The organism is Reyranella sp., assembly GCF_017305915.1.
GTDB lineage: Bacteria > Pseudomonadota > Alphaproteobacteria > Reyranellales > Reyranellaceae > Reyranella.
Genome location: NZ_JAFKJN010000035.1, coordinates 1 through 15,635 on the forward strand (window position 1 = coordinate 1; position 15,635 = coordinate 15,635).

Here is a 15,635-nt window from a genome sequence, read left to right on the forward strand (position 1 = left end):
TCGCCCGCCTCGGCGGATGGACCGGCTACTATGGCAAACCAGGACCAAAGGTCATGCGCATCGGCCTCGCCGACTTCCGCGCCATCAGATACGGCCATTCCCTCCCACACAACGATGTGTGAATCCGAGAGCCATATGAATGGGGAGGGGTTCATGACGCCAGCACCCCGATCACCTTCGACCTCAGGCGCCAGACCAGCCGGTCCCACCGGGTCGCGTTCTGGACGATGTCGGCCTTGTAGAAGGACGGGCAGAGCACGGCGGCGTCCGCCACCTCGCCGCACAGGCCGCAACCGACGCAGCCGTTGTTGACGTGCGCCACCGGATCGCTGCGCAACGGATCGGGGCTGGGCTTGACCACCAGCGACGGGCAGCCCGACAGCCGGATGCAGGAGTGGTCGCCGGTGCAGACCTCGTCGTCGACGCCGAAGCGCGTGCGCACCACGCGCTTGCCGGCCTTGAGGTCGGCGGCGATCTGCGGTCTTACACGGCGCTGCCGCGCGAGCTGGCATTCGCCGTCGGCGACGATCACCTTCAGCCCCGGCTCGTCCGTGCGCATCGCCTCGCGCAGGGTCTTGAGCATGGTGCCGACATTGTAGGTGCGGATGGTGCGCAGCCAGCCCACGCCCATCGCCTTCAGTGTCGCGGCGATGTCGGAGGTCGTCTGGCCGTCGCGGCGGTTGCCCGCGGTGTTGGGGATGAACTGCGCGCCGGTCGCCGAGGTGTAGCCGTTCTGCATGATGACCAGCACGCGGTCGCCACGATTGAACATCGACGAGGCCACGCCCGACAGCAGGCCGTTGTGCCAGAAGCCGCCGTCGCCCATCACCGAGATGGTGCGCTTCTGCATCACCGGGGCCACCGCGCCCGCCGCGGCGAGCGACATGCCGAAGCCCAGGATCGAGTTGCCCAGGTTGAACGGCGCGAGCGTCGCGAAGGAATGGCAGCCGATGTCGCTCGAGACATGGACCTTGCCGACCTCGCGCTCGAGCAGCTTGATCGCCGAGAAGACAGGCCGTTCGGGGCATCCGACACAGAAGCCCGGCGGCCGCAGCGGCAACGGCCCGCCCAGGATCTTCTGCGCCTCGGCGCGGCCGGCCTTCGCGGCCTCGAAGCGCTGGCGCGGGCCGTCGAGATCGATGTCGTTGGCGGCGCGGGCGAAGAACTTCAGCAGGCCGTCGGTCACCGCCTCGGCGGTGTACTCGCCCGCCATCGGCAGGACGTCCTTGCCGTAGATCTTGGTGTCGATGTCGCGCTTGCGCAAAAGAGCGTGGATCGCCTGCTCGATATAATCGGGCGCGCCCTCCTCGACGATCAGCACGGCACGCTTGCCCTTGCAGAAATCGGCGATCTGGTCGGGCACCAGCGGGTGCGTCACGTTGAGGACCAGCATCGGCACCTTGCCCTCGACTTCGAGCCGGTCGAGGCCGCGCATCAGCACGTTGGTGATGCCGCCCTGTACGATGATGCCGAGGTCGGTGCGCTCGCCGGGCAGATGCTCGTTCAGGCCATGCTCGACGATGAAGCGCTCGGCGGCAGGCTGGCGGACCTCGACTTTGATCTTCTCATGCGCGTAGGTCGAGGGCGGATGGGAGATGCGGTCGTAGTTGTGCAGCGCCGGGTCGGCGAGGCGCCGGTTCCGCGACACCGCCGGCGCCTGGTTGTCCTTGGCGACGAACTCGCCGGTGACGTGGCAGGCGCGGATGCGCAGCTCCATCATCACCGGGGTGTTGGTCGCCTCGGAGAGCTCGAACGCCTTCTCGGTGCAGCGCACGATGGTCGGCAGCGAGGGCCGCGGGTCCATCAGCCAGACCGACGACTTCAGCGCATAGGCTTGCGTCCGCTCCTGGATGACCGAGGCGCCTTCGCCGTAATCCTCGCCGACCACGATCAGCGCGCCGCCGATCACGCCGGGCGAGGCCAGGTTGGAGAGTGCATCGGCCGCCACGTTGGTGCCGACGATCGACTTCCAGGTGACGCAGCCGCGCATCGGGTAGTTGATCGAGGCGCCGAGCAGCGCCGCCGCAGAGGCCTCGTTGGTGCAGGTCTCGAGATGGACGCCGAGCTCGTCGAGCAGGTCCTGGCTTTCGACCAGCACATCGACCAGATGCGAGACCGGCGCGCCCTGGTAGCCGCCGACATAAGCCACGCCCGACTGCAGGATCGCCTTGGTGACCGCCAGGATGCCCTCGCCGCGGAACACCTCGCCGTCGCCGAGACGCAACGCCCGAACCTCCTCCTTGAACGAGCGTTCGGGATTGGTGCGCTGGGCGACAGGGACCTGCGGCTGGTCGAGCATGGCGGGACTATATAGCAGAAGAAGGAAGCCCTTCCTCCCCTTCGCGGTGTCCGCGAAGGGGAGGTGCCCGCTCATAGCGGGCGGAGGGGTCATGAGCACCAGTCGCGACGCTCATGACCCCATCGCCCGCGTAAAACGCGGGCACTTCCCCTTTGCGGACTCCGCAAAGGGGAAGACGGCTAACGCCGTCTGCGATAGTCCCGTTTGCTGTCCCGGATGCCGGCCGCGCGGGCCTTGGCGAGCAGCTCTCGGAACGGCGCCAGCAGCGCCTCCCGCACCGCACCATCGCCCTCCAGCGCGGCCAATGCGAGGCCCACCGCCTCCAGGGTCGAGACGGCGTCCGGCCGCGCCTCGCGGCGCAGGTCGCCGTAGAGCGACGGGCCGTCGGGCACGACCACGAAACGGCGCAGCCTGGTCAGCCAGGCGTTGCGCCACCACAGCGCCTTGGCCTGCGCCCAGTTGCCGTCGAGCGCCACGATGCCCTTCACTCCCGTACGCGCGCCCATCTGGTCGGCCAGCGGCTCGCCCTTGCGGTCGAGCGCGACCAGCGCGCCCTTCTCCTTCACCGCATGCGCCGAGCCGAGATAAAGGACGCCCCAGTCCTTCGCCTCGGCCGGCTCGCCCAAGGCATGGCCGAGATTGCGCCACGACAGGCCGACCGTGAGCTTGGCGTGATCCAAGGTCGCACAGATGAGCTTCGCGGTGCCCAGCACGCGATCCTGCTCCTGCGGGTGCTGCAGGATCAGCACGGCGACTTTGTTGTCGACGGACATGAGGACCGTATAGCCCGTCCGTCGTCTCGACCGAAGCCCCGCGCAGCGGGGCGAAGTGGAGAGACCTCGTCTGACAAAGACAAGGTCTCTCCGCTCGCCTTCGGTCGAGACGGCGGGTAGGGTCGCCGCCGTGCCCGTCGCCGTCCTCACCATCGACAGCGCCACCAAGCTGCCGCCCGAGGCCGATGGCGCGGTCGTCGTCACCGGCAGCCATGGCGCGGTCTACGCCGCCTATCTGTCGGCCAAGGCCGGCGTGCGCGGCGCCATCCATCACGATGCCGGGATTGGCTTGCAGGAAGCAGGCGTCGGCGGGCTCGCCTATGCCGAGACGCTCGGCCTCGCCATGGCCGCGATCGCCACCGAGAGCGCGCGCATCGGCGATGCGGCCGATCTCCTCGCGCGCGGCGTGATCAGCCGCGCCAATGTCCCGGCCGCGACGTGCGGAATCGTGGCCGGCATGACGTGCCGCGAGGCGGTCGAACGATTGAAGCAGGCCCCGTGGCCGCACAGCGCACCGCCGCCGCAAGCCGAGGGCCGCTACGAGGTCGACGGCATCCTGTGTCTCGATTCAGCCTCGATGCTGGGACCGGACGACCACGACCGCGTCGCCGCCACCGGCAGCCACGGCGCGCTGATCGCCGGCACCACGACGGCGCCGATGCGGCCGCGGCTGATCCTGTTCAACGACGCCGGCCCCGGCATCGAGCGCGCCGGCATCCAGGGCCTCGCCGTGCTGGAGCAGGCCGGCGTTGCCGCCGTCGCCGTGGCGGCGCGCTCAGCCCGCATCGGCGACGGCCGCTCGACTTTGCAGGACGGAACGATCTCTGCGGTCAATCGCCCCGCCTCCGGGCTGGGCGCGCGTGTGGACGACCCAGCCCTTGAATTGGCCCGTAGGGTGGCCGAAAAGGCTCCCTAGTCACGCGCGGGAGAGAGTCGAGGCATGGCCGTCGTCAACGTAAAGTCGGAGATCGCCGGCAATGTCTGGAAGATCCAGCTCAAGCCCGGCGACAAGGTCGAGGCTGAAGGCGAGATCATGATCCTGGAATCGATGAAGATGGAGATTCCGGTTCTGTCGCCCAAGGCCGGCACCATCAAGGAAATCAGGGTCAACGAGGGCGAGGCGATCGCCGAGGGCCAGCTCGTCGCCGTGATCGATGGCTAGCAACGTCGCCGTCGAGGTCGCCCGCCTCTGGGCGCCCGACAACCTGAGGAAATCGGCGCCGGGCATCCTGCTCTGCTGCGCCATCGCCGCGATCGCCTTCGTGGCCAACGCCAACGGCTGGATGAAGTTCGGCCGGGTCATGATCCCGCCGCTGATCGTCACCCTGGTCATCGGCATGTGCCTGCAGCCCCTGTCGGCCAAGGCGGTCCTGAAGCCCGGCCTCGAGTTCGCCGGCCGCACCCTGTTGCGCATCGGCGTCGCGCTCTACGGCGCGCAGCTCACCCTGGGGCAGCTCGTCGATGGCGGCGCGCTGCCGGTGGTGATCGCGATCGCTGCGGTCGGCTGCACCATCGTGTTCGGCGCGGTCGTTGCCCGCGCGTTCGGGTTGACCCGCGACTTCGGCTTCCTGACCGGCTGCGCCACCGGCGTCTGCGGCGCCGCCGCGGCGATGGCCACGTCGGCGGTGCTGCCGCGCCACGCCAATTCCGACCGCGACCTCGCCTTCGCGGTGATGGGCGTCAACTTCATCAGCACCATCACGATGGTGATCTATCCGACGCTGCACACCGCGCTCGGCTATTCGAACTTCGAGATGGGCGTGTTCCTGGGCGGCGCCATCCATGACGTGGCGCAGGTCGCGGGCGCCGGCGAGACGCTGGGCAAGGACGTGCTGGCCGTCGCCCTCATCACCAAGCTGCTGCGCGTCGCCTGCCTGCTGCCGGCGGTGACCGTGATCGCCTGGTGGGTCGCCCGCGGCGGCGAGAAGGCCGGCGACGCCCGGCCGGCGCCGCCGGTGTTCCTGTTCGGCTTCCTGCTGCTGGCGCTGGTCAACTCGGTCGGACTGGTGCCGCCGGAGGTCCGGGTGGCGCTGGCGCAGGTCTCGTCGTTCCTGATCATCACGGCGATCGCCGCGCTCGGCATCAAGACGTCGTTGCTGGCGCTGGTCCGCATCGGCATGGGCCCGGTGATGCTGCTGATCGTCCAGACGATCTTCATCGGGCTGCTGGTCGCCGGCCTGATCTACGGCCTGCAGGGCGTGATCGCCTGACCCTCTGGCACGTCGCCGCGGCGCTGCTCAGCGCCGTCCTGCACGCCGGATGGAACGCGGCGGTCAAGGCGCATCCCAAGCCGGCCGAAGTCATGACCGCGCAGATGGTCATGAGCGCCCTCATCGGTTTGCCGGCGCTGTTGTGGACCGGCCTGCCCGACGCCGCGGCGTGGCCGTGGATCGTCGGCTCGACCAGCATCAACCTGGTGATCGTGACGGCGCTGTTGCGCGCCTACGGCCTGATCGGCTTCGGCACCGCCTATCCGGTGGTGCGGGCGCTGTCGGTGATGCTGGTGACGCCGGCCGCGATCCTGCTGTCGGGCGAGCTGCTGAGCCTGTGGGGCCTGCTGGGCATCGGCCTGATCGTGGCCTCGCTGCTGCTGCTGGCTATCGGCAACACCGGTCCCGCGGCCGTGCCGCGCGCCGCCCTGCAGTGGATGGCGCTCGCCGGCCTCGCGACCGCGGGCTACGTGCTGTGCGACGCGCAGGGCGTCCGCCGCGCCGGCTCGCCGCTCGCCTACGGCTTCGTGGTGTCGGCCACCAACGCGCTGGCGATGTTCGTCGTCCAGGGCCTCGCCGCCCGCGGCTGGCGCAGCGTCGTCACCCACGCCGGCATCGCCGTGCCGATCGCGGTGGCCTCGACCGTCTCGTACCTGCTGATCCTGTGGGTCTGGGCGCATGCGCCCGTCGCGCCGGCCTCGGCGCTGCGCGACACCAGCTCGATCTTTGCCATCGTCATCGCGGTGGTCTTCCTGCGCGAGCCCTTCACCATGCTGCGCCTGCTCGCGATCCTGCTCTCCGCGGCGGCGGTGCCGCTGCTGCGGCTAGCTTAGGGCGTCATGCTCTTCCTCATCCGGACCGCGTGCATCCTGCGCGCTCACGAGCAAGGGCGAGCGAGGCGCTCGCGGTCCGGAAGAGCATGAAGCGCTGCCGGCATCAGGTGCCGGGCTTGGTGCTGGTGGCCTTCACCACCTCGGCCCAGGTCGCCATGTCCTTGGCCATGAAGGCCGCGAACTCCGCCGGCGTCAGCGGATCGGCGAGGGTCGCGCGGTCCTCGAACTGCTTCAGGATCGCAGGATCGCGCATCAGCGCCACCAGGTCGGCGTTGACCTTGTTGACGATCTCGTCGGGCGTCTTGAGCGGCGCCACCAGGCCGGACCAGCCGGCCGAATCGTAGCCGGGTACGGTGTCGCCGATCGGCGGCACCTTCTCGAGGCCCGGCGCGCGGCGCGCCGTCGTCACGCCCAGCGCCTTGATGCGGCCGTCGTTGATCGCGCTCAGCGCCGAGGCGGTCGAGTCCATCATCAGCTTCACGTGCCCACCCAGCAGGTCGGCCATCGCCGGACCCGAGCCCTTGTAGGGGACGTGCACGATGTCGATCCTGGTCATCAGCTTGAACAGCTCCATGCTGAGATGCTGCGCCGTGCCGGGACCGGCCGAAGCGTAGGAGTGCGTGCCCGGCGACTGGCGCGCCAGCTCGATCAGCTCGGCGATCGTGTTCGCCGGGAAGCTCGGATGGGCCGTGATCACCAGCGGCCCCTTGATGATGTTGGTGACCGGCTTGAAGTCGACCAGCGGCTTGTAGGGCAGGTCGGGATAGAGGCTGGGATTGACCCCGAAGGTGCCGCTGGTCGCGATCAGGAAAGTGTAGCCGTCGGGCGCCGCGGCCTTGCCGGCCTCGACGCCGGGGATGCCGCCGCCACCGCCCTTGTTGTCGACCACGACCTGCTGCTTCCACTTCTCGGTCAGTTTCTCCGCCATCAGGCGGGCGAAGATGTCGGCCGCCTGCCCGGGCGGGAACGGCACGATGAAGCGCACGGTCTTGGTTGGCCACGGGCCTTGCGCCCGCGCGACCCGTTGCGTCCGCGCGACCAGCGGTGCGGCGAGGCCGAGCGCCAGGACGGCGCGGCGCGTTGCGACGGTCATTGTTTCCTCCCCGATGTTTGCCGCCGACAGGCTACACTACGGCCATGACGACGCCCGTAGAAATCGCCGCGCCACGGAACGACGCCGACCTCGAGGCAATCAAGATGCTGTTCCGCGAGTATGCCGAGTCGCTCGGCTTCTCGCTGGCCTATCAGGATTTCGAGAAGGAGCTCGCCGACTTCCCCGGCAAGTACGCCGCCCCCGAGGGCGCGCTGCTGCTGGCGACCGCCGGCGGCGAGGCCGCCGGCACGGTCGCGCTGCGCAGGCTCGATGCCGGCGTCTGCGAGATGAAGCGGCTGTACGTGAAACCGGCCTTCCGCGGCTGGCGCACGATCGATGGCCGCTCGATCGGCCGCGCGCTCGCCGAGGACATCGTCGCCATCGGGCGGGAACGTGGCTATCAGCGTCTCAGGCTGGACACAATCACCGGCAAAATGCGTCAGGCCTTGACGCTTTATCGCTCGATGGGCTTCGTCGAGATTCCGCCCTACTACGCGAGCCCCATCCCCGACACCGCCTACTTGGAGCTGGTTTTGTGACCGACCGCTATTTCGAGGACTTCAAGCTCGGCGAGCGCTTCGTCAGCGGTGGCATGACCTTGACCGAGGCCGGCATCATCGAGTTCGCACGCCAGTGGGACCCGCAGCCGTTCCACATCGACACCGAGTTCGCGAAGAAGTGGCAGTACGGCGGCCTGATCGCCTCAGGCCTCCACACGATGTGCGTGACGCTCAAGCTGTGGCTCGAGCTGGGCGTGCTGAAAGCCTGCAGCCTGGGCTCGCCGGGCCTCGGCGAGACGCAGTTCCCGCGGCCGGTGCGCCCCGGCGACACGCTGCGCGTGGTCACCGACATCGTCGAGCTGCGCGCCTCGGCCTCCAAGCCCGACCGCGGCATCTGCCGCCTGCGCCAGGTCACGATCAACCAGCGCGGCGAGCATGTGATGGAACAGGAGACGACGGTCTTCCTGAAGCGCCGCCCGGTGACGATCGCCGCGGCGCGCTAACTCTGCTCTCCCTCCCCCGAAGGGGGAGGGTTGGGGAGGAGGTCACGCTGCTGACGCCTTCGCTTCTGATGGTGGCCTCATGGAAGCGGCGATCCCCCTCCCTAGCCCTCCCCCTTCGGGGGAGGGAACATGAACTAGCGCCAAGCGAAGACCGGCTGCTCGAAATGGTCGACGCGGGTGTCGCGGCCGGCCAGCGCCACTTCCTTGAATTGGTAGAGCACCGCCGCGGTCGGCGCGTTCACCGTCGCCACCGGCAGCGGCAGGCGGATGATCGGCCGGTCGGACTCCGGGATCGGCACGATCTCCGGCGAATCGGAACGGAACAGCTCGGCGCAGCGGATGCGATAGGCCGCGGCGACCTCGCTCGGGCTGGGCTTGAGCTCGATCGCGCCGCCAAGCCACACCACGACCGGCGCGATCAGGTAGCCCGAGCGCGTCGGATAGTCGTCGAGCGTGCCCAGCACGTCGTCGATCGAGGCGAGCACGCCCAGCTCCTCGTGCAATTCGCGCAGCGCGGTGTGCCGGATGGTCTCCCCGGGATCGACGCGGCCGCCGGGCAACGCCCACTGCCCGCCGTGCGCGCGCAGCCTGGGCGTGCGCTTGGTCAGCAGGAACGCCGCCTGCCCCGGCACGTCGCCCTCGATCACCGCGATCGCGACGGCGGCATGGCGCAGGCTGCCGGGATCGCTCTTGCGGCGCACCTCGAACCGGTCGAGATGACCCTTGATCGTCGTGCGTAGGGACTCGTTGAACGGAAACTCGGTCACGCTAGCGTTCACTGGGGCCTTCTGAACGTCCATACCACGGCGGGCGGCACGTTACGCCAGATCCGCCGGCCGTGCGCGCCGACCAGATGCAGGCTTTCGCGCAGCGCTTTCGGCACCGGCGGCGCGGGGCCGTAGGTGAACTGCACCAGCGCCGCGCCGCGCGGCAGCGCCTCGAACACGCCGTGCACGATGCCGGTCACCACCTCGGCCGGCAGCGACAGCAGCGGCAAGCCCGAAACCACCGCCGCCACCTTGTCGACCTCGTGCATCTGTAGGAGCCGCGCCAGCCGCGCCGCATCGCCCTCGATGATCGCCGGCCCGTCGAAGTGGCGGCGCAGGAAAGCGGCGAGCTCCGGATCGCGCTCGACCAGCGCCATCCGCTCCGCCGGGATGCCGGTGGCGAGCATCGCCTTGGTGACCTCGCCCGTCCCGGCGCCGAGCTCGATGACATGGCCGTCGCGGCCCTCGATCTCGGAGACCGCCGTCCGCGCCAGCGCCTCGGCGAGCAGCCGGCCGCTCGGCACCACCGCGCCCATGGTGAGCGGCCGGCGCAACCAGCGTTTCAGGAACAGGGCTGTGCCCGCGGGCTCCGCGGTTGGCATGGCCTATTGTGCGGGCTGCATCGCCGGTGTGGCAACCACCGGGGCCGGCGCGGTTTCGTAGATCGCACGGGCGTGCCGCATCTGCTCCATCGCATTGACGACGGAGATCACGACCGCCGCCGCGAACGGCAGCGACTGCACCAGCATGAACATCGACCACAGCCGCGCTTCGGGATCGATCGCGCCCGAGCTCATCCACAGCGCCGCCGAGGCCAGCCACAGCAGTGCCGTCAGCACCGCCTCGCCGCGCGCCATGCCGAGCGCCATGGCGAGGGTGGCGCGCTCGTCCATCTTGGGCGTACGCATGAAGGGCAGCCGGCTGGTCGCGAGCCCGTACAGCACCGCACGGCCCACCGTGTAGGTCAGCGCCAGGCCCGCCAGCGACGCGCCGAGGCTCTGGCGGAAGCTGCATCTCACGCGGTCGGCGTAGAGGCCGAAGGAATAGACCAGCTTGAAGACGAAGATGCCGATGGTCGGGATGATGAACTCCGACGGCGGCAGGCCGACCGGCTTGATGCCGAACAGCGGCGGCACCAGAACGGCCAGCACCCAGGCCAGCCCCGCCCAGGTGAAGACCAGGTTGAGCGCATCGGCGAACCACGGCAGCCAGCCGGCGACGAAGTGGTACTTCTGCCAGAAGGTGAGCTTGGTGGTGTTGGAGAACACCTTGCCGGCATGCGCCTTCATGATCTGCATGGCGCCGTAGGCCCAGCGGAAGCGCTGCTTCTTGTAGCCGGCGAAGTGATCGGGCGTCAGCCCGTGGCCGAAGCGCTCGCGGCTGTACATCGCGCCGTAGCCGGTCTCCATCAGGCGGAGGCCAAGCTCGGTGTCCTCGGTGATGCACCAGGTCGCCCAGCCGTTCATCTCCTCCATGGCGGTGCGGCGGACCAGCGTCATGGTGCCGTGCTGGATGATGGCGTCGTACTCGTTGCGCAGGCACATGCCGATGTCGAAGAAGCCGGCATATTCCCAGTTGAGCATTTCCTTGAAGCGGTCGCCGGTCCAGTCGCGATGGTCCTGCGGGCACTGCACGTAGGCGATCTTGGCGTCGTCGAAGTACGGCACCACGCCCTTCAGCCAGTCGGGCCGCACCATGTAGTCGCTGTCGATCACGCCGATCACCTCGGCGTCGGGCGCGGTCTGGCTCAGCACGTAGTTCAGCGCGCCGGCCTTGAAGCCCTTCATGACGTCGAAGTGGAAGAACTTGAAGCGCTCGCCGAGCTGGGCGCAGTAATCCTGCACCGGCCGCCACACCGCGGGGTCCTTGGTGTTGTTGTCGATGACGATGACTTCGAAGTTGGGATAGTCGAGCGCGGCCAGGGACTCGATGGTCTGGATCACCATCGCCGGCGGCTCGTTGCAGATCGCGAGATGCAGCGAAACCTTGGGCCAGTGCCGGTCGGCCGGCTGCCGGGCGATCATCTCGGCCGCGGGCAGCGCCTCGCGCGTCCAGCGATTGCGCCAGATCGTCTCGCAGAGCTCGAGCGCCTGCACCAGCGCCATGCCGAGGCTCAGCACCAGGAAGAAGGCGAGCGCGCCCCAGCCGACGATCTCGCCAGTCACCATGTAGGTGCCGGCCGCCACCGAGGCGCCGTACGCCACCGCGCTGGTCGACAGCGCCGCCAGGCCGCAGAAGGCGAGCTGCCCGGCGATGCGCAGGTTGCGCCAGTACCACAGGAAGACCAGCATCAGCGGCAGCGCGCCGGCCAGCGACCAGGCGGCATAGACCGACCATTGCGGGAAGGTCTGGATCGGCCCGGTCCATTCGAACTTCTGCTGCCGGTCGGCGTTCCACAGGCCCCAGTAGCCGCCCGCCTTGCCCTCGAGGTCGTAGGACTTCCACGGCTGGTCGACCGCCTCGACCACGAAGTACTGGATGTTCTGCGCCTTCAGCCACGCGACCATGTCGCGGACGGTCCTGGCCTGCTCGGCCGGTGTCGCGCGCTTCAGAAAGCCGGTCCCTGGGCTGCGGCGGGTGGCGCCGTTCGACGGCCAGCCGACCTCGGTGACGATGATGTTCTTGTTCGGATAGGCCTTGCGCAGCTGGCCAACCTTGTCCTGCAGGTACTCGAGCGGCGTCTGGCTCGACTGCTCGTCCCAGTAGGGCAGGATATGGACGGCGAGATAGTCGACCTCACGCGCGAGCTCGGGATAGTTCAGCCAGATGTGCCAGGGCTCGGCGGTGCTGACCGGCACCTTGACGTTGCGCTTGACGTTCCTGATCTCGCGGATGAGCTGGGCCGGGCTGGTAGCGTTGGGATCGCGCAGGTTCTTCTGGCCGTCCCAGCGCAGGATGTTCTCGTTGCCGACCAGCACCCGCTCGATGTTGGGATTCTGGTTGGCCATGCGGATCAGCGCCCGCGTCTCCTCCGCATTGACCTCGCCCGCCTCACGGCCGAACTGCAGCTTGGCCTCGTTGGCCGAGTAGATCCATGCGCCGGGCACCAGCTTCAGCCCGACCCTGGCCGCGATCTCGGGCATGTAGTCGCCGCCGTCGGTGGTGCGGTAGGTACGGACATACTGGACCTTGCCCGCCAGCATCGCGAAGTCGCGCTCGATCTGCTCGCGGCGCGGCCGGACCGGCGGCGGCGGCTCATCGGTGAAGGCGGTGCGCAGGAAGCTCACGACGCCGCTCGACTTGCCGGCGATCGGATCCTGGTCCCTGGCCCAGGGGGCGTAGGTGACGCCCTGCAACGGCAGCTCGACGTCGGCGGCAGCGACCGTTCGGTCGAGCCACCGCCACCCCGCGATGGTCGCCATCCCGGCAAGAATCAGAACCAGCCCGACTCGGAACATTTAAACGGCGATCGCTCCGGCATACCGCCGACGATCATCGCTCGCGCTCCTTGAGATCACGGTCGCCTGTCTCTTGCGGTCGACACCCTCGACGCAAGACCCATGCCGGATCGGCTCAAAAAGCGGCGAGCCGAAAACCACGCGGCGGCCGGGGCGATCTATAGCCGGTGCCCCGTCGGTCGGTAAAGAGTGAGCGCGCAATCGTGGCCGAAATGTCAAAATCCCCGGCCATGGCCGCCGCACTCGATCCCGCATCGCCCGTTCCCGCCTCGGTTCCGCCGGAGGTTGCCGATACCCATCGTCCGGCCGATCGCTACGGATGGCTGGCGGGCACGGGTGCGCGGTTGCGCTATGCCTGTTGGAACGCCAGCGGAACAGCCCGCGCGACTGTGATCGTTTTGGGCGGGCGTGGCGAATTCATCGAGAAGTACGCGACCGAGGCGATGGGCGAACTGTTGCTGCGCGGCTTTGCCGTGATGTCGCTCGACTGGCGCGGCCAGGGTCTGAGCGATCGTCCGCTTCCGGACCGGCACGAGGCCGGCCACATCGACCGGTTCGAGACCTACATCGCCGACCTGCGGCTTTTCATCGATACCATCGTCGGGCCGAATACGCAGGGTCCGGTCATCGTGCTCTGCCATTCGATGGGCGGCCACATCGCGCTGCGCTACCTCGCCGAGCAGGGCGGGCCGTTCACCGCGGCGGTGGTCTGCTCACCGATGATGGCGCTGCCCAGGGAAGGCGTGCTGAACACGGCCCTGACCCTGGTCCCCGGGACGTTCGATACGCGCGATCTCTACGGCACCCCGCCCTTCTCCTGGGTCGCCGGCGACGGCAAGGCCAACAACGTCACCCACGACGCGCGCCGCTTCCACTGGAACGCCGCCTGGTTCGAGGCCGACCCGCGGCTGTCGCTCGGCGGCCCGACCCTGGGCTGGGCTCGCCAGGCGGTCCGCTCCATGCACCTCACCCGCCTGTCAGGCTACCTCGAGCGCATCGCGCTGCCGGCCCTGATGTTCAGCGCCGGCCAGGACACCGTCGTCGATCCCACCGTGCACATGACCGTCGCGATGCGGATGAAGCACTGCCGGCTGGTCACTTTCGACACGGCAATGCACGAGATCATGATGGAGACCGACGATATCCGCGCCCGCTTCTGGACCGAGTTCGACGGCTTCATCGCCCCCCTCCTCTCCTGAGTTTAACTGAATGTCGCTTCTCCAAATCGCGGTGATCGCGGTGGCGTTCGTCGTCGCCGGCATCGCCAAGGGCGCGATCGGCATGGGCATGCCGCCGATCGCCATCGGGTTGATGAGCTTCGCCGTGCCGCTGGAAAGCTCGATCGCCATCATGATCGTGCCGACCATGGTCACCAACGTCTGGCAGGCGATCTATGGCGGCGGCTTCAAGCCCTTGATGCGCCGGTTTGGCACCATGGCGGCCACGGCGATGATCGGCATCCTGGCGGTCGGCCTGCTGCTGAGCGACCTCGGCTCGCCCGGCACCGCGGGCTGGGTCGGCGTGCTGCTGGTGCTCTATTCGATCATCGCGCTGACGCCCTACCGGCCGCGCGTGCCGCGCTCTGCCGAATGGTGGGCCAATCCGGTGATCGGCCTGGCCAGCGGCGCGGTGGCCGGCAGCACCGGCGTCGCGGCGGTGCCGTTCCTGCCCTACATGCAGTCGCTCGACATGGACCGGCACGAGTTGGTGCAGGCGCTGGGCATCATGTTCCTGTTCATCACCGGCATGCTGGCGGTGTCGCTCGCCCTGCACGGCGCCTATCACCTGACCAACAGCATCGCCGGCGTCGCCGCCGTGGCGCCGACCATGATCGGCGTGTGGCTGGGCCAGCATGCCCGCCGGCGGCTGTCGGCCGAGACGTTCCGCAAGATCTTCATCTTCGGCATGATGGCGGTGGGCCTGCATCTCGCCCGCGCCTTGCTGTAGAACGAACCATGCCTCTGCCCAACCACCGCCTGATCATCTGCGGCATCCCCGAGCTGCCGCAGCATTCCATGCTCGGCGTCAGCCACGTGCTGTCGATCATCGACACCCACGAGCCCGTGCCGCCGGCGCTCGGGGAGTTCCTCGACATCGACCATGAGCTGATCCGCTTCGACGACGTCGTCGCAGAATATCCCGGCTTCGAGGCCTGCACGCCCAGGCATGTCGAGCGCCTGCTGGCGTTCGGCGAGCGCGCCCACGCTCACAGCGACAGCCATATCCTCGTCCATTGCCACGCCGGCATCTCGCGCTCGCAGGCGGCGGCCGCCATCCTGATGTGCCAGCACGCGCCCGGCCGCGAGGAAGAGGCGTTCCTGCGCCTGCTGAAGTTGCGCCAGCATGGCTGGCCCAACACCCGCATGGTCGAGTTCGCCGACACGCTGCTGAAGCGCGATGGCGCGTTGATGAACGGGTTGATGGCCTATCGCCGCGCCATGATCGCGGCCAAGCCGCATTTGCGCGACGTCATCCGCAACATCGGCCGCGGTCACGAGCTGCCGGCGTAGGCCTCGTCGAGCTGCTTGTGGAACGCGGCCACCAGCGCGCCGCCTTGTGCCGGCGTGCCGCTGGCCCGTTCGGTCTGCAGGCGCTCGCAGGCCTCCTTGATGGCCGTCTGCGCTTCGGCCGCGCCGCCGTAGACATGGGTGAACAGCTTGGTGCGCAGGAAGGTGTGCGGCACCACCTGATCGACCAGCACCGCCGGCCCTGAGCGGCGCACCGCGAGCAGCGGCGAGAACCAGCCCGGCTCGCTGCCGAGCAGATGCTCGACGCAGACCTTCCAGTTGCAGGCGATGTCGGTGACGGCCGTGCCGCTGTAGGGCTGCTCCGGATCGGTCGGGAAGACGCCCGGCACGCCCTCGTCCATCGCGAAGAACACCAGCCCGGCCGCCTGCCGCACCGGCAGCGCCTGCAGATCGTTGGCGCCGGGCGAGCTGTCGGCCGGCGCGACCGGCGGCGGCGCGCTCAGGAACTTGCCCTGCAGGTCGTAGGTCCAGCCGTGGAAGCGGCATCGGAAGCTCGCGCAACTGCCCGTCGGCTGGCCTGCCACCGGCATATTCTGGTGCCGGCAGGCGTTGCGCAGGACGCGCACCGCCCCTTCCTTGTCGCGCACGCCGAGCACGCTCCAGCCGCCTACCGACTGGGCCAGGAAATCGCCTGTTCTGGCGATCTGGCCTTCGGCGCAGAGCGGCAGCCAGGCCCGGCTGAACAAGGTGCGTTTCTCGGCCTGGAAGGTGTCACCTTGGGTGTAGTCGGT

16 protein-coding genes are annotated in these 15,635 nt (G+C 68.8%); 9 read left to right on the plus strand and 7 right to left on the minus strand.

Going from position 1 to position 15,635, the window contains the following annotated elements:
- Positions 1 to 151 precede the first annotated feature (151 nt).
- Together J0J01_RS28325 and J0J01_RS28330 are read right to left on the minus strand one after the other, a co-directional pair.
- Positions 152 to 2,299 carry an indolepyruvate ferredoxin oxidoreductase subunit alpha gene (locus tag J0J01_RS28325; RefSeq protein WP_296386976.1) on the minus strand — a complete coding sequence of 716 codons (2,148 nt, stop codon included), beginning with the start codon at positions 2,297 to 2,299 and terminating at the stop codon, positions 152 to 154.
- 179 nt (positions 2,300 to 2,478) lie between these two features.
- Positions 2,479 to 3,072 carry a tRNA-uridine aminocarboxypropyltransferase gene (locus tag J0J01_RS28330; protein WP_296386978.1) on the minus strand — a complete coding sequence of 198 codons (594 nt, stop codon included), beginning with the start codon at positions 3,070 to 3,072 and terminating at the stop codon, positions 2,479 to 2,481.
- A 130-nt stretch (positions 3,073 to 3,202) separates the two neighbouring features.
- On the opposite strand from J0J01_RS28330, the gene J0J01_RS28335 reads away from it, so the two are divergent.
- The 4 genes from J0J01_RS28335 to J0J01_RS28350 all read left to right on the plus strand — a co-directional run bounded on the left by J0J01_RS28335 (position 3,203) and on the right by J0J01_RS28350 (position 6,115).
- Positions 3,203 to 3,988: a hypothetical protein gene (locus tag J0J01_RS28335; protein WP_296386980.1), complete on the plus strand. Its 786-nt coding sequence runs from the start codon at positions 3,203 to 3,205 to the stop codon at positions 3,986 to 3,988.
- Between the two features lie 24 nt (positions 3,989 to 4,012).
- A complete protein-coding gene (locus J0J01_RS28340) occupies positions 4,013 to 4,234 on the plus strand; it encodes a biotin/lipoyl-binding carrier protein (RefSeq protein WP_296386981.1) in 222 nt (73 codons plus the stop codon).
- A complete protein-coding gene (locus J0J01_RS28345) occupies positions 4,227 to 5,282 on the plus strand; it encodes a putative sulfate exporter family transporter (protein WP_296386982.1) in 1,056 nt (351 codons plus the stop codon). Before J0J01_RS28340 ends, J0J01_RS28345 begins: the two co-directional genes overlap by 8 nt.
- Positions 5,283 to 5,392: 110 nt before the next feature.
- Positions 5,393 to 6,115: a DMT family transporter gene (locus tag J0J01_RS28350; protein ID WP_296386983.1), complete on the plus strand. Its 723-nt coding sequence runs from the start codon at positions 5,393 to 5,395 to the stop codon at positions 6,113 to 6,115.
- Between the two features lie 103 nt (positions 6,116 to 6,218).
- On the opposite strand, the gene J0J01_RS28355 is transcribed toward J0J01_RS28350, so the two are convergent.
- The gene (locus J0J01_RS28355) at positions 6,219 to 7,208 is read right to left on the minus strand and encodes a tripartite tricarboxylate transporter substrate binding protein (protein WP_296386984.1); all 990 of its coding nucleotides are present in this window, start codon (positions 7,206 to 7,208) and stop codon (positions 6,219 to 6,221) included.
- Positions 7,209 to 7,252: 44 nt separating this feature from the next.
- Between J0J01_RS28355 and J0J01_RS28360 the strand changes: the two genes are divergently transcribed.
- Together J0J01_RS28360 and J0J01_RS28365 are read left to right on the plus strand one after the other, a co-directional pair.
- Positions 7,253 to 7,747: a GNAT family N-acetyltransferase gene (locus J0J01_RS28360; protein ID WP_296386985.1), complete on the plus strand. Its 495-nt coding sequence runs from the start codon at positions 7,253 to 7,255 to the stop codon at positions 7,745 to 7,747.
- On the plus strand, positions 7,744 to 8,211 hold the full coding sequence (locus J0J01_RS28365) for a MaoC family dehydratase (protein ID WP_296386986.1): 468 nt from the start codon (positions 7,744 to 7,746) through the stop codon (positions 8,209 to 8,211). Before J0J01_RS28360 ends, J0J01_RS28365 begins: the two co-directional genes overlap by 4 nt.
- A gap of 134 nt (positions 8,212 to 8,345) precedes the next feature.
- Here the strand turns inward: J0J01_RS28365 and J0J01_RS28370 are convergent, their stop codons facing one another.
- Genes J0J01_RS28370 through J0J01_RS28380 form a run of 3 tightly spaced genes read right to left on the minus strand, consistent with a single transcriptional unit; the run spans position 8,346 to position 12,340 of the window.
- A complete protein-coding gene (locus J0J01_RS28370; protein WP_296386987.1) occupies positions 8,346 to 8,990 on the minus strand; it encodes a CoA pyrophosphatase in 645 nt (214 codons plus the stop codon).
- On the minus strand, positions 8,987 to 9,580 hold the full coding sequence (locus tag J0J01_RS28375) for a phospholipid methyltransferase (protein ID WP_296386988.1): 594 nt from the start codon (positions 9,578 to 9,580) through the stop codon (positions 8,987 to 8,989). The genes J0J01_RS28370 and J0J01_RS28375 overlap by 4 nt, the downstream gene beginning before the upstream one ends.
- 3 nt (positions 9,581 to 9,583) lie before the next feature.
- A complete protein-coding gene (locus J0J01_RS28380; RefSeq protein ID WP_296386989.1) occupies positions 9,584 to 12,340 on the minus strand; it encodes a glycosyltransferase in 2,757 nt (918 codons plus the stop codon).
- Between the two features lie 266 nt (positions 12,341 to 12,606).
- Between J0J01_RS28380 and J0J01_RS28385 the strand changes: the two genes are divergently transcribed.
- The 3 genes from J0J01_RS28385 to J0J01_RS28395 are packed head-to-tail and all read left to right on the plus strand — an operon-like array spanning position 12,607 to position 14,886.
- Complete coding sequence (locus J0J01_RS28385; RefSeq protein WP_296386990.1) at positions 12,607 to 13,575, plus strand: alpha/beta hydrolase; 969 nt, start codon at positions 12,607 to 12,609, stop codon at positions 13,573 to 13,575.
- Between the two features lie 10 nt (positions 13,576 to 13,585).
- On the plus strand, positions 13,586 to 14,323 hold the full coding sequence (locus tag J0J01_RS28390) for a sulfite exporter TauE/SafE family protein (protein WP_296386991.1): 738 nt from the start codon (positions 13,586 to 13,588) through the stop codon (positions 14,321 to 14,323).
- A gap of 8 nt (positions 14,324 to 14,331) precedes the next feature.
- Entirely contained in the window at positions 14,332 to 14,886 is a 555-nt protein-coding gene (locus J0J01_RS28395; RefSeq protein WP_296386992.1) for a protein-tyrosine phosphatase family protein, read from the plus strand.
- Here the strand turns inward: J0J01_RS28395 and J0J01_RS28400 are convergent.
- A complete protein-coding gene (locus tag J0J01_RS28400) occupies positions 14,868 to 15,590 on the minus strand; it encodes a Rieske (2Fe-2S) protein (RefSeq protein ID WP_296386993.1) in 723 nt (240 codons plus the stop codon). The genes J0J01_RS28395 and J0J01_RS28400 overlap by 19 nt on opposite strands.
- Positions 15,591 to 15,635: the final 45 nt, after the last annotated feature.

Coding starts and splice junctions, on each gene's coding strand:
- J0J01_RS28325 (WP_296386976.1), bottom strand. CDS start 2,299: ATGCTCGACCAGCCGCAGGTCCCTGTCGCCCAGCGCACCAATCCCGAA.
- J0J01_RS28330 (WP_296386978.1), bottom strand. CDS start 3,072: ATGTCCGTCGACAACAAAGTCGCCGTGCTGATCCTGCAGCACCCGCAG.
- J0J01_RS28340 (WP_296386981.1), top strand. CDS start 4,013: ATGGCCGTCGTCAACGTAAAGTCGGAGATCGCCGGCAATGTCTGGAAG.
- J0J01_RS28345 (WP_296386982.1), top strand. CDS start 4,227: ATGGCTAGCAACGTCGCCGTCGAGGTCGCCCGCCTCTGGGCGCCCGAC.
- J0J01_RS28350 (WP_296386983.1), top strand. CDS start 5,393: ATGAGCGCCCTCATCGGTTTGCCGGCGCTGTTGTGGACCGGCCTGCCC.
- J0J01_RS28355 (WP_296386984.1), bottom strand. CDS start 7,208: ATGACCGTCGCAACGCGCCGCGCCGTCCTGGCGCTCGGCCTCGCCGCA.
- J0J01_RS28360 (WP_296386985.1), top strand. CDS start 7,253: ATGACGACGCCCGTAGAAATCGCCGCGCCACGGAACGACGCCGACCTC.
- J0J01_RS28375 (WP_296386988.1), bottom strand. CDS start 9,580: ATGCCAACCGCGGAGCCCGCGGGCACAGCCCTGTTCCTGAAACGCTGG.
- J0J01_RS28380 (WP_296386989.1), bottom strand. CDS start 12,340: ATGGCGACCATCGCGGGGTGGCGGTGGCTCGACCGAACGGTCGCTGCC.
- J0J01_RS28385 (WP_296386990.1), top strand. CDS start 12,607: ATGGCCGCCGCACTCGATCCCGCATCGCCCGTTCCCGCCTCGGTTCCG.
- J0J01_RS28390 (WP_296386991.1), top strand. CDS start 13,586: ATGTCGCTTCTCCAAATCGCGGTGATCGCGGTGGCGTTCGTCGTCGCC.
- J0J01_RS28395 (WP_296386992.1), top strand. CDS start 14,332: ATGCCTCTGCCCAACCACCGCCTGATCATCTGCGGCATCCCCGAGCTG.